The 18,174-nt window shown below is 64.2% G+C and carries 20 protein-coding genes and 2 pseudogenes; 11 read left to right on the top strand and 11 right to left on the bottom strand.

Annotated features, from left to right (window positions below; all coding sequences use genetic code 11):
* Window positions 1-64 precede the first annotated feature (64 nt).
* The 6 genes and pseudogenes from HK436_RS04680 (at window position 65) to HK436_RS04660 (ending at window position 6,986) form a co-directional block, all read left to right on the top strand.
* A complete protein-coding gene (locus tag HK436_RS04680) occupies window positions 65-2,734 on the top strand; it encodes a [protein-PII] uridylyltransferase (protein ID WP_512770951.1) in 2,670 nt (889 codons plus the stop codon).
* Window positions 2,623-2,871: a hypothetical protein gene (locus HK436_RS34090; RefSeq protein ID WP_512770952.1), complete on the top strand. Its 249-nt coding sequence runs from the start codon at window positions 2,623-2,625 to the stop codon at window positions 2,869-2,871. Before HK436_RS04680 ends, HK436_RS34090 begins: the two co-directional genes overlap by 112 nt.
* A gap of 30 nt (window positions 2,872-2,901) precedes the next feature.
* On the top strand, window positions 2,902-4,503 hold the full coding sequence (gene murJ / locus HK436_RS04675) for a murein biosynthesis integral membrane protein MurJ (protein WP_173187722.1): 1,602 nt from the start codon (window positions 2,902-2,904) through the stop codon (window positions 4,501-4,503).
* Between the two features lie 126 nt (window positions 4,504-4,629).
* Window positions 4,630-5,697, top strand: a complete 1,068-nt coding sequence (gene trpS, locus HK436_RS04670) for a tryptophan--tRNA ligase (RefSeq protein ID WP_173187720.1) — start codon at window positions 4,630-4,632, stop codon at window positions 5,695-5,697.
* Window positions 5,698-5,794: 97 nt separating this feature from the next.
* Window positions 5,795-6,285 (top strand): annotated as a pseudogene (locus tag HK436_RS04665) (universal stress protein).
* A 120-nt stretch (window positions 6,286-6,405) separates the two neighbouring features.
* Window positions 6,406-6,986 (top strand): annotated as a pseudogene (locus tag HK436_RS04660) (NifU family protein).
* 109 nt (window positions 6,987-7,095) lie between these two features.
* On the opposite strand, the gene HK436_RS04655 reads toward HK436_RS04660, so the two are convergent.
* A complete protein-coding gene (locus HK436_RS04655; protein WP_173187718.1) occupies window positions 7,096-7,710 on the bottom strand; it encodes a L,D-transpeptidase in 615 nt (204 codons plus the stop codon).
* A 236-nt stretch (window positions 7,711-7,946) separates the two neighbouring features.
* Between HK436_RS04655 and cueR the strand changes: the two genes are divergently transcribed.
* Window positions 7,947-8,351, top strand: coding sequence for a Cu(I)-responsive transcriptional regulator (cueR, locus tag HK436_RS04650; protein ID WP_173187716.1), 405 nt, complete (start codon window positions 7,947-7,949; stop codon window positions 8,349-8,351).
* 38 nt (window positions 8,352-8,389) lie between these two features.
* Entirely contained in the window at window positions 8,390-8,890 is a 501-nt protein-coding gene (locus HK436_RS04645) for an MmcB family DNA repair protein (RefSeq protein ID WP_173187714.1), read from the top strand.
* Window positions 8,891-8,894: 4 nt separating this feature from the next.
* On the opposite strand, the gene HK436_RS04640 is transcribed toward HK436_RS04645, so the two are convergent.
* From HK436_RS04640 to HK436_RS04620, 5 genes are all read right to left on the bottom strand, one after another.
* Window positions 8,895-9,236 (bottom strand): winged helix-turn-helix domain-containing protein, encoded by a 342-nt coding sequence (locus HK436_RS04640; protein ID WP_173187712.1) that lies wholly within the window; start codon window positions 9,234-9,236, stop codon window positions 8,895-8,897.
* A 20-nt stretch (window positions 9,237-9,256) separates the two neighbouring features.
* Window positions 9,257-9,871, bottom strand: a complete 615-nt coding sequence (locus HK436_RS04635; protein WP_173187710.1) for a LysE family translocator — start codon at window positions 9,869-9,871, stop codon at window positions 9,257-9,259.
* 45 nt (window positions 9,872-9,916) lie between these two features.
* Window positions 9,917-10,819 (bottom strand): ribokinase, encoded by a 903-nt coding sequence (locus tag HK436_RS04630; protein WP_173187708.1) that lies wholly within the window; start codon window positions 10,817-10,819, stop codon window positions 9,917-9,919.
* A gap of 67 nt (window positions 10,820-10,886) precedes the next feature.
* Entirely contained in the window at window positions 10,887-11,765 is an 879-nt protein-coding gene (locus HK436_RS04625) for a methylated-DNA--[protein]-cysteine S-methyltransferase (protein ID WP_173187706.1), read from the bottom strand.
* A gap of 63 nt (window positions 11,766-11,828) precedes the next feature.
* Window positions 11,829-12,314 carry a DUF2244 domain-containing protein gene (locus HK436_RS04620; protein ID WP_173187705.1) on the bottom strand — a complete coding sequence of 162 codons (486 nt, stop codon included), beginning with the start codon at window positions 12,312-12,314 and terminating at the stop codon, window positions 11,829-11,831.
* Between the two features lie 21 nt (window positions 12,315-12,335).
* Here HK436_RS04620 and nth point away from each other — a divergent pair, with 21 nt between their 5' ends.
* Entirely contained in the window at window positions 12,336-13,103 is a 768-nt protein-coding gene (gene nth / locus HK436_RS04615; RefSeq protein WP_173187703.1) for an endonuclease III, read from the top strand.
* On the opposite strand, the gene HK436_RS04610 is transcribed toward nth, so the two are convergent.
* The gene (locus HK436_RS04610; protein WP_173187701.1) at window positions 13,097-13,546 is read right to left on the bottom strand and encodes a DUF2214 family protein; all 450 of its coding nucleotides are present in this window, start codon (window positions 13,544-13,546) and stop codon (window positions 13,097-13,099) included. The genes nth and HK436_RS04610 overlap by 7 nt on opposite strands.
* Window positions 13,547-13,698: 152 nt before the next feature.
* On the opposite strand from HK436_RS04610, the gene HK436_RS04605 reads away from it, so the two are divergent.
* A complete protein-coding gene (locus tag HK436_RS04605; RefSeq protein WP_173187699.1) occupies window positions 13,699-13,935 on the top strand; it encodes a YdeI/OmpD-associated family protein in 237 nt (78 codons plus the stop codon).
* A gap of 4 nt (window positions 13,936-13,939) precedes the next feature.
* Here HK436_RS04605 and HK436_RS04600 read toward each other — a convergent pair whose 3' ends face one another.
* The 4 genes from HK436_RS04600 to HK436_RS04585 all read right to left on the bottom strand — a co-directional run bounded on the left by HK436_RS04600 (window position 13,940) and on the right by HK436_RS04585 (window position 17,017).
* Window positions 13,940-14,671: a sulfate transporter family protein gene (locus HK436_RS04600; RefSeq protein WP_173187697.1), complete on the bottom strand. Its 732-nt coding sequence runs from the start codon at window positions 14,669-14,671 to the stop codon at window positions 13,940-13,942.
* 119 nt (window positions 14,672-14,790) lie between these two features.
* Window positions 14,791-15,276: a hypothetical protein gene (locus HK436_RS04595; protein WP_173187695.1), complete on the bottom strand. Its 486-nt coding sequence runs from the start codon at window positions 15,274-15,276 to the stop codon at window positions 14,791-14,793.
* Between the two features lie 11 nt (window positions 15,277-15,287).
* The gene (locus HK436_RS04590) at window positions 15,288-15,659 is read right to left on the bottom strand and encodes a hypothetical protein (RefSeq protein WP_173187694.1); all 372 of its coding nucleotides are present in this window, start codon (window positions 15,657-15,659) and stop codon (window positions 15,288-15,290) included.
* Window positions 15,660-16,051: 392 nt separating this feature from the next.
* Window positions 16,052-17,017 (bottom strand): helix-turn-helix domain-containing protein, encoded by a 966-nt coding sequence (locus HK436_RS04585; RefSeq protein WP_173187692.1) that lies wholly within the window; start codon window positions 17,015-17,017, stop codon window positions 16,052-16,054.
* Window positions 17,018-17,178: 161 nt separating this feature from the next.
* On the opposite strand from HK436_RS04585, the gene HK436_RS04580 reads away from it, so the two are divergent.
* Window positions 17,179-18,171, top strand: coding sequence for an adenosine kinase (locus HK436_RS04580; RefSeq protein ID WP_173187690.1), 993 nt, complete (start codon window positions 17,179-17,181; stop codon window positions 18,169-18,171).
* Window positions 18,172-18,174 lie beyond the last annotated feature (3 nt).

Raw genomic sequence — 18,174 nt, 5'->3', positions numbered from 1 at the left:
AGCGCCATACACAAGGCGCAAATTTCGCGCTATAGACCGCGCGATTGCGGCAAGACCGGTGGGCATGGCGAAAGTTCCTCTCAAACTGGACGAGATCATCGACGGCCGCGCGCTGCTCGATGAGATGATTGCGCTGGCGGGCAAGGATGCCGCCGGTGCGCGGCCTGCCCTGATCCGTCTGTTGAAGGAACGCGTCGCCGAAGCCCGCGACCGCGCGGAAGCGATGCTGATGGCTGATGGCGGCGGAACGGCCTGCGCAGCGCGGCTTTCGCACCTGATGGACGAGGTGATCCGCGCTCTTTATGCATTCGCCGTCGATCACGTCTACCATACCCGCAATCCCTCGGCGGCCGAGCGCATGGCTGTGGTGGCGGTCGGCGGCTATGGGCGTGGAACGCTCGCGCCGGGCTCCGACATCGACCTGCTTTTCGTGTTGCCCTACAAGCAGACGCCCTGGGGCGAGCAGATCGTCGAATACATCCTCTACGTGCTGTGGGACCTTGGCCTCAAGGTGGGCCACGCGACCCGTAATCTCGACGAGTGCATGCGCCTGTCGCGCACCGACGTCACCATCCGCACATCGATCCTGGAAGCGCGCTTCGTCAGCGGCGACGAGGCGATCTACGACACGCTGGTCACCCGGTTCGACGCGGAAGTCGTCAAGGACACGGGCGCCGAATACGTGCAGGCGAAGCTCGCCGAGCGAGACGAGCGGCACGCCAAGGGCGGCGAAAGCCGCTATCTGGTCGAGCCCAACGTCAAGGAAGGCAAGGGCGGCCTGCGCGATCTGCACACCCTGTTCTGGATCGGCAAATATTATTACCGCGTGCCGACCGCCGAGGAGCTGGTCGGCAAGGGCGTGTTCACGCGAAGGGAGTTTCTGCAGTTCCGCAAGGCGGAGGATTTCCTCTGGGCGGTGCGCTGCCACATGCACTTCCTGACCGGGCGCGCCGAGGAGCGACTGCATTTCGACATTCAGCGAGAGATTGCAGAGCGCCTTGGCTATACCAGCCATCCGGGCCTTTCCGCCGTCGAGCGGTTCATGAAGCACTACTTCCTCACCGCCAAGACGGTGGGAGACCTGACGCGCATCTTCTGTGCGGCGCTGGAGGAGGAGCAGGCCAAGCATGTGCCCGGCTTCAACCGCATCTTCCTGAATTTCTCCCGGCGCAAGCGCAAGCTCGCCGGCAGCAGCGATTTCATCGTCGACAATCACCGCATCAACATCGCCGACGAGCAGGTGTTCGAGCGCGATCCCGTCAATCTGCTGCGGCTGTTCTGGCTGGCCGACAAGCACGGCCTCGAATTCCACCCCGACGCGCTGAAACTTTTGACTCGCTCGCTCAAGCTCGTGGACCGCAACCTGCGGCGCAACGAGGAAGCCAACCGACTTTTCATGGATGTGCTCACCTCCGGCCGCAATCCGGAGCTCAATCTCAGGCGCATGAACGAGGCCGGCCTGCTCGGCAAGCTCATCCCCGACTTCAACAAGATCGTGGCGATGATGCAGTTCAACATGTACCACCATTATACCGTCGACGAGCATCTGATCCGCTGCGTGGGTGTTCTCGCCGAGATCGAGCATGGTGACGCCGAGGCCGTGCATCCGCTGTCGCATTCGCTGATGCCGTCGCTGCAACCGCTGCGAGACATCCTTTATGTCACCGTGCTGTTCCACGACATCGCCAAGGGGCGGCCGGAGGACCATTCGGAAGCCGGCGCCCGTATAGCCCGCAGGTTGTGCCCGCATATGGGCTTTTCCAAAGCCGATACCGAAACCATCGCATGGCTGATCGAGAACCATCTCGTCATGTCGATGACGGCGCAGACCCGCGACCTCAACGACCGCAAGACGATCCAGGATTTCGCCGACGTCGTGCAGTCGGTAGAGCGGCTAAAGCTTCTTCTGGTGCTGACCGTCTGCGACATCCGCGGCGTCGGGCCCGGCGTGTGGAACGGCTGGAAGGGCCAGCTACTGCGCACGCTCTATTACGAGACCGAGCTGCAACTGACCGGCGGCTTCTCGGAGGTCACACGCGCCAAGCGTGCCCAGGAAGCCCGCGCCGTACTCGAAGATGCGCTTGCGGACTGGCCCGAGAAGGAGCGCAAGCGCTATCTCGGCCTGCACTACGACAACTATCTGCTGACGGTCGATCTCGATGACCAGGTACGCCATGCCGGTTTCATCCGGGAGGCCGATGCGGCCTCGCGGCGGCTGGCGACGATGGTGCGCACGCACCAGTTCGAGGCTGTGACCGAGATCACCGTGCTGTCGCCGGACCATCCGCGCCTGCTTTCGGTAATCGCGGGTGCATGTGCGGCAGCGGGCGCCAACATCGTCGACGCGCAGATTTTCACCACGGCAGACGGCCGCGCGCTCGACACCATCCTGATCTCGCGAGAGTTCGACATGGACGAGGACGAGCGCCGGCGCGCTCAGCGGGTGGGGCGGCTGATCGAGGACGTTCTGTCCGGCAAGAGCTGGCTGCCGGAGATGATCGAGAAGCGCACCAAGCCACGGCGGGGGCAAAGACGTTCCGGGTGCAGCCACGCGCGGAAGTGCGCAACACCCTGTCGAACCGCTTCTCGGTCGTCGAGGTCAAGGGACTGGACCGGCCCGGCCTGCTCTCGGAAATCACCGGCGCCATATCCGATCTGTCGCTGGACATCGCGTCGGCGCACATCACCACCTTCGGCGAAAAGGTCATCGACACCTTCTACGTCACCGACCTGACGGGGCAGAAGATTGAGAATCCGACGCGCCAGGAGAACATCCGCAAGCGGCTGATCGCCGTGATGGACGGCAGCGACACCGCGCGCAACGGCAATGGCCGCGGCACCGGTTCGACGCCGAAAGCGGCGGCGGAATGAAGCTGTGTTGACCGGCGGGACCCCCATCGAATGAGCCTCGTGAAGAAGTTTGCCACTGTCGGCTCCGGCACGATGCTGAGCCGCGTCTTCGGCTTCGCCCGCGAAATGATGATGGCGGCGGCGCTAGGCACCGGGCCCGTGGCGGAAGCCTTCTATGCCGCATTCCAGTTTCCGAACACTTTCAGGCGGCTGTTCGCCGAGGGGGCGTTCAACGCCGCCTTCGTGCCGCTCTTTGCCAAGGAGATAGAGGCAAACGGCGTTGCCGGCGCCAAAAAGTTCTCCGAAGAGGTTTTCGGCGTCCTCTTCACCGTTCTGCTGCTTTTGACGATCGCGATGGAGCTGGCTATGCCCTTCGTGATCCGCTACGCGATCGCGCCGGGCTTCGCGAACGATCCCGAAAAGCTGCTGCTGACGGTCGAGCTGGCGGCGATCATGTTCCCCTACCTCATCTGCATGTCGCTGGGCGCCATGATGGCGGGAATGCTCAATTCCCTACATCGCTACTTCGCGGCCGCGATCGCGCCGGTATTCCTGAACATCATTCTGGTCGGCGTCCTCGTTGTCGCCTGGTACGGCGGCTATGACGGCCGCGAGGTCGGCCTGGCGCTCGGTTGGGGCGTTCTGGCTGCCGGCGTGGTGCAGCTCGGTATCGTCTTCGTCGCAGTGCGCGGCGCGGGCGTGTCCATCGGCTTCCGCAGGCCGCGCCTGACGCCCAACGTAAAACGTCTCTTGTGGCTTGCCTTGCCCGCGGCCATCACCGGCGGCATCACGCAGATCAACACGCTTGTGGGCACGGCGATCGCTACGGGGCAGGACGGCGCGGTTCCCTCGCTCAACCTTGCAGACCGGGTCTACCAGCTCCCGCTCGGCATCGTCGGCGTGGCCGTTGGTGTGGTTCTTTTGCCGGAGCTGGCGCGCGCGCTGCGGGCGGGCAACCGCGTCGAGGCCGCGAACCTGCAGAACCGTTCGGTCGAGTTCACCCTGTTCCTGACACTGCCGGCGGCCGCCGCCCTGTTCACCATCGCCGAACCCATCGTTCGGGTGCTCTACGAACGCGGCGCATTCCTGCCCGAAGACACGCTTGTCGTTTCCGAGGTGCTTGCGATCTTCGGCATCGGCCTGCCGGCATTCGTGCTGATCAAGGCGTTTACGCCCGGCTATTTCGCGCGGGAAGACACCAGAACCCCGATGATTTTCGCGGGCATTTCCGTTGCGGTGAACATATCGGTCGCGCTTCTGCTGTTCCCGTCCATGGGCGCGCCCGGCATTGCGACCGCCTCGGCGGTTGCCGGCTGGATCAACGCGACGCTTCTTTTCACCGTGCTCGTCCGCCGCGGCCAATGGGGCAGCGATGCGGGGCTTTTGAAACGCGCGCCCCGGATACTGGTCGCCTCCGCGCTCATGGGTGGCGCGATCCACCTCGCCGTCAGCTACATGCAGCCGCAATTTGCGCCGGAAACGCCGTTCTACATTCAGGCGGCAGCGCTGGCCGCCGTCGTTGCGGGTGGCATGGTTTTCTATTTCGCGGCTGTTTTCGGATTGGGCGGAGCCGATATGGGCATGATCCGCCGCAACGTGAAGCGGAAGCAGGGTATACCCTCGGGCGGCGACCAGAACAATGACCCCGTGTGAGGCTTGATCCGTGAGGCGCGCTCGGCCATAAGCGCGCGTCTCGCATTGCAACCACGCGGTTCAAGGGCGAAGCCGGCAGTCTTCCGATTCACCTCAGACGGCCCTCCACAAGCCAGGAAAAACGAAATGTCCGAATTCAAGCCCCTTGTCTTCTCCGGCGTTCAACCGACCGGAAACCTGCATCTCGGCAACTATCTCGGTGCGATCCGCAAATTCGTCGCGCTGCAGGAAAGCCACGACTGCATCTATTGCGTCGTCGACCTGCATTCGATCACCGCGCAGCTCGTCCATGACGACCTGCCCGGCCAGACACGTTCGATCACTGCCGCCTTCCTGGCGGCCGGCATCGACCCGACGAAGCACATCGTCTTCAACCAGAGCCGGGTGCGTCAGCACGCCGAGCTCGCCTGGGTCTTCAATTGTGTCGCCCGCATCGGCTGGATGAACCGCATGACCCAGTTCAAGGACAAGGCCGGCAAGGACCGCGAGAACGCATCGCTCGGCCTTCTCGCCTATCCGAGCCTGATGGCCGCGGACATTCTCGTCTATCGCGCAACGCACGTGCCGGTGGGCGACGACCAGAAGCAGCATCTCGAGCTGACGCGCGACATCGCCGCCAAGTTCAACAACGACTTCTCCGCCAAGATCGGTGATCTCGGCCTTGGTGTGGAGATGGAAGTCGGCGAGGAAACCGTCAACGGCTTCTTCCCGCTGACCGAACCGCTGATCGAGGGGCCGGCCACGCGCGTGATGAGCCTGCGCGACGGCTCCAAGAAGATGTCGAAGTCCGATCCGTCGGATCTGTCGCGCATCAACCTGACCGATGACGCCGATGCAATCTCGAAGAAGATCAAGAAGGCCAAGACCGATCCCGAGCCGTTGCCGTCCGAACTCGACGGTCTGAAGGCACGCCCGGAAGCCGAAAACCTCGTCGGCATCTATGCGGCGCTGGCCGACAAGACCCGCGAGGCTGTGATCGCCGAATTCGGCGGACAGCAGTTCTCCGCCTTCAAGCCGGCGCTTGCCGATCTGGCCGTCGACAGGCTCGCACCGATCGCAGCCGAAATGCGCCGCATCTCGGCCGACACGACCTATGTCGACGGGGTGCTGCGGGAAGGCGCCGAACGCGCCGAGGTGATCGCGGAAGCCACCATGAAGGGCGTACGCGAGATCATTGGCCTGCTCAACGACTGACAAGGCCTGTCGGTTTGCCCGGATGCGACGGCTTGCCCGCCGCCGCATCCGATGGCAGATTGCGCCGTCGGCAGCGGGTGCCGGGTCGGGAGATTAGATGGTTTCCAAACGTCTGAGCCGTGAAGCCGGTCACCGGCGGAAATTCCTTGCGGTCGCCGATGAAACGCCGGAGTCCGAGCGCGCTATCGCCTATGCCTCGCGCCGCGCGCAGGCGACCAACGGCTCTGTCGTGCTCCTCTACGTCATCGAACCCGGCGATTTCCAGCATTGGCTCGGCGTCGAGCAGATCATGCGCGAGGAATCAATGCCGCAGCTGCTGCGGTGCTTGATGCCCAGGCGGCGAAGGTGCGCGAACGGATCGGCATCGAACCGGAGCTTGTGATCCGCGAGGGCTCACCGACGGAAGAAATCCACAAGCTGATCGAGGACGATCAGGACATCGCAATCCTGGTGCTGGCCGCCGGTGGCGCGAAAGAGGGGCCGGGACCGCTGGTCGCCTCGGTTGCCGGCAAGGGTGCCGCATTCCCCATCCCGGTCACCGTCGTGCCGATGAATCTCTCCGACGAGGATATCGAAAGCCTCGCCTGAGCCTTCCCAGAGATTGCGCGGCGGGGCACCGCTCACCATATGAAGGCCGATTGGCGCTTGCAGTTCTGCGCTGGCAGGCCTATTTAGAATTATTCCAAACTATATGAACGGAGAACGCTGATGTTCATCCAGACCGAAGCCACGCCAAATCCCGCAACGCTGAAGTTCCTGCCGGGCAAGGTCGTGCTCGAGGAAGGCACGGCGGATTTCCGCGACGCCGATTCGGCGACCGCCGCATCCGCACTCGCAGGCCGCCTGTTCGGCGTGCCCGGTGTCGTCGGCGTCTTTTTCGGCTACGATTTCGTGACCGTCACGAAGTCCGACGAGCACGACTGGCAGCACTCAAGCCGGCGATCCTCGGCACGATCATGGAGCATTTCATGTCCGGCCAGCCGGTCATGGCTTCGTTGAACGCGGCAGCGGAAGGTCGCGCTGCAAGCGCTGGCGAGGAGTTCTACGAAAAGGAGGACGAGGAGATCGTCCTGACGATCAAGGAGCTGCTCGACACCCGCGTTCGTCCGGCCGTGGCACAGGACGGCGGCGATATCACCTTCCGTGGATACGAGAACGGCACGGTCTTCCTTCACATGAAGGGTGCCTGCGCCGGCTGCCCGTCTTCGACCGCCACGCTCAAGCACGGCATCCAGAACCTGTTGCGCCATTTCGTGCCCGAAGTGCAGCAGGTCGAGCAGATTTCCTGAACGCTGCCCGATAATTCGCTCAACCGAGCGACCGTCGACGAACAACAAAAAACCGGGCTTGCGCCCGGTTTTCTGCATTGGGACGTCAGTGTTGCCTAGACGGTCCGCCTTATTTCACGATCACCTTCGCGCCCACGTCGGCGCGCTCGTAGAGGTCGATGACGTCCTGGTTGATCATTCGAATGCAGCCGGACGACATCGCCTTGCCGATCGAATTCCATTCCGGCGTGCCATGCAGCCGGTAACCGGTGTCGCCACCCTTGTTGAAGAGATACAGCGCGCGCGCACCCAGAGGGTTGCTGAGACCGCCCGGCTGTCCGCCGCGCCACTTGGCGAGCTCGGGCTGGCGACCGATCATCGCTGCCGGCGGCGTCCAGGTCGGCCACTCGCGCTTCATGGCGATGCGCGCCGTGCCGTTCCACTCGAAGCCTTCGCGGCCGACGCCGATGCCGTAGCGCATCGCTTTGCCGTCGCCCATCACGAAATAGAGGAACTTGTCGCTGGTATCGACAATGATCGTGCCGGGCTTCTCGCTGGTGTCGTACTTGACAATCTGCCGGTGGTACTGCCTCGGCACCTTGTTGATCGGAATCTGCGGAAGCTGGTAGCCGGAGTCTTTCTTGGCACCGTATTCCGAGGTGAAGATCGTGCCCCCGGTGCTACATCCCGCAAGAGCAGTTGCAGCCCCAAGCGCCGCAACGATGAAAAGCGTCTTCAGTCGCATATGATACTCAAACCCCCACAGCCAGCTTGTTGCCCGATTCGAGCCGTATTTCTGCCATGGTCTGTTTGGCTTACCCAGCGGCGTTTGCCAAGTCTCCGACGCCCATGTGCAACGACCCCGTCGCAGCTTACTGCAGGTCTATGGTAAATGCGCAACATTCTCACGGCTTCGTGAAGAAAACGCGCTCCACATTGCTCATCCTTTCGAGGGCGGGCATAGCTAAAGAGAGGTGTTAGATGAACGTTTCGGCAGCCGCCCGGCGCTCGGGTCTTCCAGCCAAGACCATCCGTTACTATGAGGACGTCGGCTTGCTGAAGCCGGACAGGTCCGCAAACGGCTATCGCGACTATTCCGGCGACGACGTGCATCGGCTGGCTTTCCTGAAGCGCGCCCGCGGCCTCGGCTTCTCGATCGATGAATGCCGGCAGCTCATGACGCTCTACAGGGACCGAAGCCGCGCCAGCCACGACGTGCGCCAGATCGCGATCGCGCATGTCGCGGCGATCGAGGAGAAGATGCGCGAACTGGAATCGATGCGCCGCACGCTCAACCGCCTGATCACGGCCTGCCACGGCGACGACCGGCCCGATTGCCCGATCCTCGACGATATGGCGGGAGCATTGCAGGATACGCACGCCTGACGGTTCAATGCCGACGCCTTTGATGGCATTCTCGCTTCATGCCGATCATCTCTCCGATTCTCGTAAATCCTCTGGCCGACGGACGCCAGTCCGAGCGCGCCATGGTGGTGCGTCGCGGCGTCCAGCGCCTCCTGATGGAAATGGGCGCATCCGTGATCCCCGAAATATCGCTGGCCTCCGGACGGCGCGCCGATCTCGTTGCGCTGACGCGCAAGGGCGACATCTGGATCATCGAGATCAAGTCCTCGATCGAGGATTTCCGGGTCGATCGCAAATGGCCGGAATACCGGCTCCATTCCGACCGCTTCTTCTTCGCCACGCACCCTGAAGTGCCGGCCGGGATTTTTCCGGACGAATGCGGCTTCATCCTCTCCGACGGTTACGGCGCGGAGATCCTGCGCGATGCGCCGGAGCACCGGCTGCCGCCTGCGACCCGCAAGGCGCTGATGCTGCGGATCGCGCGCGCCGGCGCGGCCCGGCTGACCGCGGCCGAAATCGCCGGCGTGGCCATCCCTGCGCTCGACGGCGAGAGCGAATAGGGGATCAGTCCTCGCCGATCTCGGATTGCAACGCGACCATGTGCGGCTCGGCGGCGGCGAGCGCCGCCCGTTCGATGGCGCGAAACCGGCTGACTAAGGCAAGGCCTGTCGGGGTCAGTTGCGCGCCGCCGCCTCGCTGGCCGCCTTTCTGCGTGTCGAGCACCGGCTTGCCGAAGAGCTGGTTCATCTCCTCCACGAGGTCCCAGGCATGCTTGTAAGACATGTTCATCTGCCGGGCGCCGGCCGAGATCGAGCCGAAGGATGCGATATGCTCCAGGAGTTCGATCTTGCCCGGCCCGATGCGACCTTCGGGATCGAGATTGATGCGCAGGCTGAGCGACGGCACGTCTTTCCTTTCCGGCGGTCCTATTTCGCCCGCGAGAAAGCGAGCCAGAGCCCGCCGCCGATCAGCATTCCGCCGCTGACGCGGGTAATGGTTCTGACGACGCGCTCGGAAAGCGCGCGGCCGATCCGGCCGGAAGCGAGCGCATAGGCGCCGTCGCAAAGGGCGGCGAGCGAAAGCGCGGTGACGCCGAGTATCGCGATCTGCATCGCGTGGTCGGCCGCCGGATCGATGAACTGCGGCAGCAGCGCGCCAAAGAACAGAAGCTGCTTGGGATTGCCGAGGCAGACCAGCAGACCCTGCATGAAAAAGCCGCCGCGCGGCTTGCGGGCCGTTGGTGAATTATCGATGCGGCCGCCGGCACGGATCATCTGCCATCCGACCCAGATCAGATAGGCCGCGCCCAGCAACTTGATCCATTCGAACCAGTGACCGGCGGTCTCGACCACCGATGTCAGCCCGAAACCCGCGATCGCCAGCATCAGCGCCAGCCCCGCCTGCGTTCCGGCGACGTTGAGCAGCCCCGCCCTGGTGCCGTGGCGCATGCCGTTGGCGACGATGAGCGTGTTGGTCGGGCCGGGAACGATGATCGCGACCAGACAGACGGCGAGATAGGCGAAATAGGCTTCAGGGTTCATGGACGTCCTCCGGAAGGCGCAAGCTTGCACGAGTCCGGATGTGGTTCAATTCGCTTTCAGCGCCTCGTCGATCTCGGCGGCAAAGGGTATGGCCGGCTGTGCGCCGGGTTTCAGGCAGGCAAGCGAGCCGGCGGCTGCCGCGCGCCGCAGCGCCTCTTCAAGCTCAAGCCCCCGCTCAAGGCTGGCAGCCAGATAACCGCAGAAGGTGTCGCCTGCGCCCACCGTATCAATCGGCGTGATGGCGAGGCCGCGCGCGCGAACAACGCCGTCCGGCGTGGCGGCCATGACGCCTTCCGCACCCAGCGTGACGACAACGATGCGCCCGGTGCGTGCGCAGAAATCGCGCATCCTGGCTTCGCGCTCGTCGCCAGCGAGGTCGAGCGCTTCGGCGTAGAGGTCGAACTCGGTCTCGTTGGCTACAACATAGTCCGCCTCGGCGAGCAGCCCACTGGCCTCGGCGCGGAAAGGCGCGGTGTTGAGCATCGACGGTGCGCCGGCCAGTCGTGCCGCGGCAAGCGCCGCTTCGACTGCGTCGAGCGGGATTTCGAGCTGCATCATCAGGAAATCGTCGGCCGACAGCTTTGCTGCCGCGACGTCGGAAGGTGAAACCGTGCCGTTGCCGCCGGGCACGATAGCGATCACGTTCTCGCCCGCGGCTTCGACCAGGATCACAGCAATGCCCGTGGCAGTTTCGGCCCGGCGCATCTGGGACAGGTCGACGACGCCTTCCTGCAGCAGCGCCAACGCCTGGTCCGCAAAGGCGTCCTGACCGACCGCCCCGACCATCCGCACATCCGCGCCGGCGCGCCGCGCTGCAAGCGCCTGATTGGCGCCCTTGCCGCCAGGCGCCGTGGAGAAGCCGTCGCCGAGAACCGTTTCGCCCGGCCGGGGCAGGCGATCGACGGTGGCGATCAGGTCGAGATTGGCGGAGCCGATGACGGTTATCACGAAGAAAAGCCTCCCTGGGTGGTGTCCGGGGAGGCTTTAGCCGATTTGGCCGCGCGGGGTAAGCCGGTCAGATCGTTGCGTGGCCGGCCTCCCAGCCGAGAATGGCGCGCTTGCGCGTCAGGCCCCAGTGGTAGCCGGTGAGGGCGCCTGACTTGCCCAGCGCCCGATGGCAGGGCACCACGAAGGAAACCGGATTGGCCCCAACGGCCGCGCCAACCGCCCGACTGGCAGTCGGATTGCCGATTTCGGCCGCGATCGACGAATAGGTGCGCGCCCGGTTCATCGGGATCTTGAGCAGCGCTTCCCATACGCGGACCTGGAAGTCGGTTCCGATCAGCACCACGCGCAACGGCTCGTCGGCCCGCCAGCGCGACGGTTCGAAGACGCGCCCGGCATAGGGCGTCGTTGCCGAAAGGTCTTCGACATAGGTCGCGTTCGGCCAGCGCCCGGACATATCCTCGAACGCGGCCCGCTCTCCGCCGTGGTCGCAGAAGGCAAGGCCGGCAAGCCCCCGATCGGTGACCATGACGAGCGCGATGCCGAACGGCGACAGGTGATAGCCGTAGCGGATGGTCAGGCCCTTGCCGCGGCTCTTGTAGTCGCCGGGCGACATTGCCTCGTGGGTGACGAACAGGTCGTGCAGCCGCCCCGGCCCCGACATGCCGACCTCGAAGGCGGTGTCGAGAAGCGGCATGCCCTGGTCGAGCAGCCGTCGGGCGTGGTCGAGCGTCACCGCCTGCAAGAAGCCCTTGGGAGAAAGTCCGGCCCAGCGGGTGAACAGCTTCTGCAGCCCGGTCGGCGTATCGCCGACATCTGCGGCGAGCTCTTCCAGCGACGGCTGGTCGCGATAGTCGAGGCTGATCTTCTCGATTGCGCGCCGAACGACCTCATAGTCGTTGCCGACCGGCGTCACGTCGCGTTGCAGGATGGCGGTCTGTGCGTTCATGGCAATATCTCCTTGAACGCCAATATCGTTTTGTACGGTCGTCTTCGCCACCCGATTCCTGCCTTATCCGGCCTTGGCCGTGGCGAGTGCGCGGCCGAAGGCGGTTGCGAAACTCTCGCGGTCGTCCGGGTTGAGGAACGAGCCGATTCCGACCCGTTTTCCTTCGCCTTCGACGGCCATGTCGGTGATGCCGATCTCGTCGTGGCGCGCGACGCGGAACCGTGCCCAGAAGGGGTTGAAGTGGTGCGCCTCGGTCTGACCGGACGGCGCGATCTTGCGGATGTCGAGCGCGCTGCGTGACACCGACACCTCCTCACGCACCCGCGCGGCGCGGTAGTTCAGCCGGAAGGCGACATAGATTGCCACCATGTCGAGCCCGAAGAAGCCGAAGACCGGCCATGCGCCTATCGACATGAAGAACAGGCCGGTGCCGAGCCAGATCACGCCGAGCACGCTCATCAGTACGATGAAACCCGTCCGCCCCAATGAGCGGTAGGGGGTCAGCAGCGCGCGGAAAATCGGCTCGTCTGCGGCTTTCGTTTCGTCCATGGCACGGAGTATAGAGTGCCCATGGAAAAGCCCAAGAGCAAAAAGGCGGCCGCGGCGTCGCAGCGCAAGCGGCCCGCTGCAAGCCGTCGCCGCCGGACCCTCTACACGCCGCAGGAGATCGACGAGATTTTCCGTCGTTTTTCCGTGCAGCGCACCGAGCCGAAGGGCGAGCTCGAGCACGTCAATGCGTTCACGTTGCTGGTGGCGGTGGTGCTGTCGGCGCAGGCGACGGATGCCGGCGTCAACCGCGCCACGCGGGCGCTGTTCGCAGTCGCCGATACGCCCGAAAAGATGCGTGCGCTGGGCGAGGAGGCGGTCGGTCAACACATTCGCACCATCGGGCTCTGGCGCAACAAGGCCCGCAACGTCATCGCACTATCGCAGGGGCTGATACGCGATTTCGGCGGCGAGGTGCCACAGACCCGCGAGGAGCTGGTGACGCTGCCCGGCGTCGGCCGCAAGACCGCGAATGTGGTGCTCAACATGTCCTTCGGACAGCCGACCATGGCGGTCGACACCCACATATTGCGGATCGGCAACCGCATCGGTCTTGCGCCGGGCAAGACGCCCGAGCAGGTGGAAGACACGCTCGTGCGCATCATCCCCGACAAATACATGCGCCATGCGCATCACTGGCTGATCCTGCACGGCCGCTACGTCTGCAAGGCGCGCAAGCCGGATTGTCCGGCCTGCGTTATCGCCGACATCTGCAAATCGCCGGAAAAGACCACTTCCACCCCCGCGCCGCTGGTGCCGATCGGCGATCCCGAGCCTTTGGCGGCTCAGTAGCCGATACCGCGCGCCAGCATTGCCGCCAGAATGGGGATCAACAGCAGGACCAGCCCTTCGCGGCCGAGCCACGTTCTAACCGCGCCGACCTCGTCGTCCGGTACGATGTAGCCTGCGTCGGCCCTGGCAGCGCCGAGCCAGCGGCGGAAGCGAAGCGTCGGCGGCACCGACAGCAGGCCGACTAGCAGAAAGGCGCCGAGCTTGGCCCAGAATACCCAGTAGGTGCTGTAGTAGTCCCATCCCTTGAGACCGAAGATCGCCCGCGCGAAACCGACGATGATGACCGCCAGCGCGATGCCGCCATAGGCGCCGTCCAGTCGCGCGAGGCGGCTGACAGTGGAGGCTTCCAGCCCCGGGCGCACGAGCGTCATCTGAACCGCGAAGATGGAAAACAGCGCAAAAACGAGCAGGTGATGGAGGATGGCCAGAATGAGATCGGTCATCGGGTGAGTCCCCTCGGACAAATGTTTACAACGTAAAGATTGGATAGATACGAATCTTTCCGCTGTCAAGACGCGGTGGCGGTGCAGACAGCGATGGCAGGAACGAGCGCGAGGCACCTTGCCTGCCATTCTCGCGGCGATAAATTCCGTCCATGGTCCTGAAACGCCCCCTGCACCCGATGCCCGCCTTCGTGCGCGACGCGCTTGAAGAAGACGGATTGATGGCAAGCTACGACGCGCGTCCTGCCTACCAGCGCAACGATTATCTCCGTTGGATCGCAAGCCCCGCGCGCGAGCAGACGCGGCGCAAACGTCTCGACCAGATGCTGGACGAGCTGAAGCGTGGCGATGTCTACATGAACATGAAGTGGAACGGCGGAACCGACTGACCGGTCAGGAAGCGCGCGCAACAGCCGCCGCCGGTCCATTCTCGCGGATCGACACCAGCTTGTGCAGGTGCACCATCATCGCTGCGGCGAACAGCGGCGCGAGCAGGTTGACGATGGGTACGGACAGGACGGCAGCGATCAACAGCCCGGCGCCGAACACCGTGCCGGCATTGCGGCGGCGCAGGGCCTTCGCATCGGCCTCGCTGCGGAAGCGCATGGCCGCGAACTCGAAGAATTCCCGGCCGAGCAGATAGCCGTTGACGACAAAGAACGCGATGAGATTGACGCCCGGCACCAGCAGCAGAAGCAGCGCCAGGAGATTGCCGAGCAAGACGAGGCCGAGGAACTTGGCCGAGACGATTGCCGCCGTCATCAGAGGCAGAGCCTTGCCGGGCGCGTCCTGCGGATAGTCCTCGCGTTCGACGATCTCGGCGACATCGTCAAGGAAGAAGCCGGCGATGATGGCGGTCACCGGCGCGATCAGCAGGCCGAGGCCCAGCGCCAGCATCAGGCCGGCAACGAATGTCGCAGCAACGCCGAACCAGGCCGCCCATCCCGGCAGGTCGGGCATCAGCTCCTGCAGCGTGGGCAGGGCCAGTACGTCGAACAGGCCGCCGATCGCGAACCACAGGCCGATGAGCGCGAGAATGGTGAGCCCCAGCGTCTTGAAGAAGACTGCACGGAATTCGGGCGTGAACAGGCGGCCTAGAGCCGCGGATGCTGCTTGGAGGATCATGGGCGCACCTGCATCATCCGCAGATAGGCAGCCGCTCCCTCCGCTGCAAGAAGTGGGCCTCCGCACTGAGGGATGCGGAGGCCCGGCACGACGCCGCCGCCTCGGCGAACGTGCTTGAGCTACTGATCGCCGAGCGCGCGCAGCCGGCCGGCCACGGGCCGCACCGCTTCGGCAAAGGCCGCGCCTTCGGCCCTGTAGGCCTTAACCCGCTCCGCCTCAGCCATGAAGTCGCCCGCCAGCTCGCGCTTCTGTTCGGCGGTCAGGCCATGAAGCGCGGCGACCTTCTCCTCGACATTGCCGAACATGGCGTCGAATTCTGACTGCGGCATCAGTGCCATAAGACCCTTCATCGTCTGCTCGTAGGCGACTTGCCAGCTCTCGCGGGTGAAGCCGGCAGCGGGAATGAGGCCGTCACCGTCGGCGTCGAATTCATGCCAGTCGTCAGCGGCCTCTTCGTCGTAATAGACCGGTTCGCCGCGTTCCGAAGCCAGTGTCTCCAGCACGTCGGCAACGATAGCCGCCTGCCTGCTTTCCAGTGCGACTGCATAGGAGGCAAGGAAAAGCGAGGCGAGCGCGGCCAGCAGCGCAAACTTTATCCGTTTCATGTGGGGTCCCTCTAGTAGCCCTGTCGTGACTGGCATTCGCGCATCACATTGGCCTGGGCTTGCGCTTGCTGGGATCTGGCTATCGCACCGCCGGCGGTCGAGGCGACCTGCGCGGCAACCATGCCGCCACGTCCCCCGAAACCACCGAAGCCACCGACCATGCCGAGCGCACCACCCAGCATTGCGGAGTTGGCCTGGCTCCTGATTGCCGTATCGCAGGCGCCGGTCGCGGAAGCTGCCTGATGCGCCGGGGCAGCCCGCGACGTTGCCGCAGCCGCGGTGTTGGTGGTCGAAACAGGGCTCGCCCCGGAACCGGCCGGCTTCGAGGTCTGGCTGCATCCGGCGAGCAAGGTGCATAGCGCGAGGATTGCGAGCCTGTTCATGGCAACCGCCGTACGGGTGGTCTGGGAATTCTGTCGGAGCGGAACGCCGGCAGCGGCGTGAAAGGAGTGATGAATGCTTTCATGAGCATGATCCGTGCATATGAATTGAGGAGCGGGTTGCGGCGCGGCGGTTCGGCCGTTGCATCCACGCAAGAATTGCCTGTGGGCCGGCCCGACGCGGTGCGGGCCGGCCCCTCGGGCAAGCAAGCCGAGTGGTTGTTGACCAGCCCATCTGCGTCTCGCCTGCGATTGCCTGCGAGGGGCTCGAGCAGACCGGGGAGCCGCCTCGCAGATGGCGGACGAGTAGTCGCGACGCCGCGACATCGGCAACGGCAATTCACGCACGCATAGCTTTTGCCCCGCGCGCATAGGGTGGCAGAGGGAGATGCAGGTCAGTTTTCGGGGAAACCGTCGCGCCGGTGCCGTGCAGGCGAGATGCCGAAGCGGCGCCGATAGGCACTTATGAAGTTCGTCGGATGGCCGTAGCCCAACTCCCAGGCAAGCTGCTTCAACGGCATGTCGATGCCTTCTGCGATAAGCTGCCGCGCCCGGTCCAGCCTTGCGTCGCGCAGATGATCGAAAACCGTTGTGCCGAAGACCATGCGAAAGCCCTGGTTGAGCCGTTTGGCGCTCAGGCCGACGGAATGCGCGAGCTCGTGCAGATCGGGCGGGTTTCGCAGATCTGCAAGAAGACGTTCGCGCGCTTCACGGATGCGCATCTTCTCGCGCGCCGAAAGGGCGCGCGTGTCGGCCGGGGTGTCGAGTAGATCGAGGAGGCGCGCCAGAAACTCCATTGACTTGGCCTGACGGTAGAGCTCTCCCATCCTGCCCTGGTAGTTCATGTTGATGATATCGTCTGCAAGCTGCGCCGTTGCAGGGCCGTCAAGCGGCCGCATCATGCTGAACGGCCGGGATTTACCATCAATGGTGTTGCGCGCGAGGTCGGGCAGATCGTCGCCGGCCGTCAGTTCCGCCAGCGTCTGCGGTTCGAGTACGACACCCACTGTGCTCCATGTCTTGCCGGGCTGAATGTGATAGGAAACCGGCGTCTCAGGCGTCAGCGCGAAGAAGTTGCGGTCGTCCCGCCAGCTCTGGTCTTCAGCGTCGCCTGTTTTGACGCAGCCGGCGCCTCCGAGCATATTGCCGAGAACGAGCGAACCGCGCTGCATCACGCCCTTGGGAGCAAGGTCATAGCGGTGCGTGGAAATGCCGTTGATGCGATAGAGATGAAATCCCGGTCGCAGTTCCGAACCTTCCATCCAGCCTTGAAACGGGCCGTCATGATACTGCACGCGTCCGCTGCGATAGCGGCGTTCGGGATGCTTGCCGTCGAAATGAAAGGACCAGCTTTCGGCCATAGGATTGCCGTAACGTCAGAAAGGATGCGCGCCTATACTCAAGTTTGATTTGGATGAACAGCCTTCTTGCGCGCGGACTTGCATTTCGGGGCACAGCGGCTAAACCCGGCCGATGTTCAATGCTTGGCAGGCGACCGCTTGTCGGCACTTCGGAGACATTCATGAGCCAGTACGACGTGCTCTGCATCGGCAATGCGATCGTGGACATCATCGCGCGCTGCGACGAAGCGTTCCTCACCGACAACGGCATCATCAAGGGGGCGATGAACCTCATCGACGCCGAGCGTGCCGAGCTTCTGTACAGCCGCATGGGGCCAGCGATCGAAGCGTCGGGCGGCAGCGCGGGCAACACGGCTGCAGGCGTTGCGAGCTTTGGCGCACGTGCTGCCTATTTCGGCAAGGTGTCCAACGATCATCTTGGCACGATCTACACGCACGACATCCGCGCGCAGGGTGTGGCTTTCGACACCAGGCCGCTGACCGGGGAGCCACCCACGGCGCGCTCGATGATCTTCGTCACGCCGGACGGCGAGCGGTCGATGAACACCTATCTCGGCGCCTGCGTCGAGCTCGGACCGGAAGATGTGGAGGCCGAGAAGGCAAGCGGCGCCAAGGTGACCTATTTCGAGGGTTACCTGTGGGATCCGCCACGTGCCAAGGAGGCGATCCGCATGGCGGCCCGCCACGCGCATGCGGCCGGCAATGAAGTGTCGATGACGCTATCCGATCCGTTTTGCGTCGATCGGTACCGTGACGAGTTCCTCGACCTGATGCGCTCCGGCACGGTGGATATCGTTTTCGCCAATGAGAGCGAACTGAAGTCGCTTTACCAGACGTCTTCGTTCGAGGCCGGGCTGGATCAGATCCGCAGGGATTGCAAGGTTGCCGCAGTCACTCGCTCCGAACGCGGCTCGGTTGTCGTTCGCGGCGAGGAAACGGTGCCGATCAAGGCCATCGAGATCGCCGAACTGGTCGATACGACAGGTGCCGGCGACCTCTATGCGGCCGGGTTCCTGTACGGTTATACGGCCGGGCGCAGCCTTGCCGATTGCGGCGCGCTGGGTTCGCTGGCCGCCGGGCTGGTTATCCAGCAGATCGGCCCGCGCCCGCGCCAGAATCTGCTGGAGGAAGCCCAGCAGCACCGGCTGGCCTGACGC

The sequence above is a fragment of the Neoaquamicrobium sediminum genome (genome assembly GCF_013240295.1).
Taxonomy (GTDB): domain Bacteria; phylum Pseudomonadota; class Alphaproteobacteria; order Rhizobiales; family Rhizobiaceae; genus Aerobium; species Aerobium sediminum.
Note: the sequence above shows the minus strand (reverse complement) of the source record. Positions and strands in the feature narration are given on the sequence as shown.

Bases quoted from the DNA above. Each gene is read 5' to 3' on its own strand.
- HK436_RS04680 (WP_512770951.1), top strand. From the start codon at position 65: ATGGCGAAAGTTCCTCTCAAACTGGACGAGATCATCGACGGCCGCGCG.
- murJ (WP_173187722.1), top strand. From the start codon at position 2,902: ATGAGCCTCGTGAAGAAGTTTGCCACTGTCGGCTCCGGCACGATGCTG.
- trpS (WP_173187720.1), top strand. From the start codon at position 4,630: ATGTCCGAATTCAAGCCCCTTGTCTTCTCCGGCGTTCAACCGACCGGA.
- HK436_RS04655 (WP_173187718.1), bottom strand. From the start codon at position 7,710: ATGCGACTGAAGACGCTTTTCATCGTTGCGGCGCTTGGGGCTGCAACT.
- cueR (WP_173187716.1), top strand. From the start codon at position 7,947: ATGAACGTTTCGGCAGCCGCCCGGCGCTCGGGTCTTCCAGCCAAGACC.
- HK436_RS04645 (WP_173187714.1), top strand. From the start codon at position 8,390: ATGCCGATCATCTCTCCGATTCTCGTAAATCCTCTGGCCGACGGACGC.
- HK436_RS04635 (WP_173187710.1), bottom strand. From the start codon at position 9,871: ATGAACCCTGAAGCCTATTTCGCCTATCTCGCCGTCTGTCTGGTCGCG.
- HK436_RS04625 (WP_173187706.1), bottom strand. From the start codon at position 11,765: ATGAACGCACAGACCGCCATCCTGCAACGCGACGTGACGCCGGTCGGC.
- HK436_RS04620 (WP_173187705.1), bottom strand. From the start codon at position 12,314: ATGGACGAAACGAAAGCCGCAGACGAGCCGATTTTCCGCGCGCTGCTG.
- nth (WP_173187703.1), top strand. From the start codon at position 12,336: ATGGAAAAGCCCAAGAGCAAAAAGGCGGCCGCGGCGTCGCAGCGCAAG.
- HK436_RS04610 (WP_173187701.1), bottom strand. From the start codon at position 13,546: ATGACCGATCTCATTCTGGCCATCCTCCATCACCTGCTCGTTTTTGCG.
- HK436_RS04605 (WP_173187699.1), top strand. From the start codon at position 13,699: ATGGTCCTGAAACGCCCCCTGCACCCGATGCCCGCCTTCGTGCGCGAC.
- HK436_RS04600 (WP_173187697.1), bottom strand. From the start codon at position 14,671: ATGATCCTCCAAGCAGCATCCGCGGCTCTAGGCCGCCTGTTCACGCCC.
- HK436_RS04595 (WP_173187695.1), bottom strand. From the start codon at position 15,276: ATGAAACGGATAAAGTTTGCGCTGCTGGCCGCGCTCGCCTCGCTTTTC.
- HK436_RS04590 (WP_173187694.1), bottom strand. From the start codon at position 15,659: ATGAACAGGCTCGCAATCCTCGCGCTATGCACCTTGCTCGCCGGATGC.
- HK436_RS04585 (WP_173187692.1), bottom strand. From the start codon at position 17,017: ATGGCCGAAAGCTGGTCCTTTCATTTCGACGGCAAGCATCCCGAACGC.
- HK436_RS04580 (WP_173187690.1), top strand. From the start codon at position 17,179: ATGAGCCAGTACGACGTGCTCTGCATCGGCAATGCGATCGTGGACATC.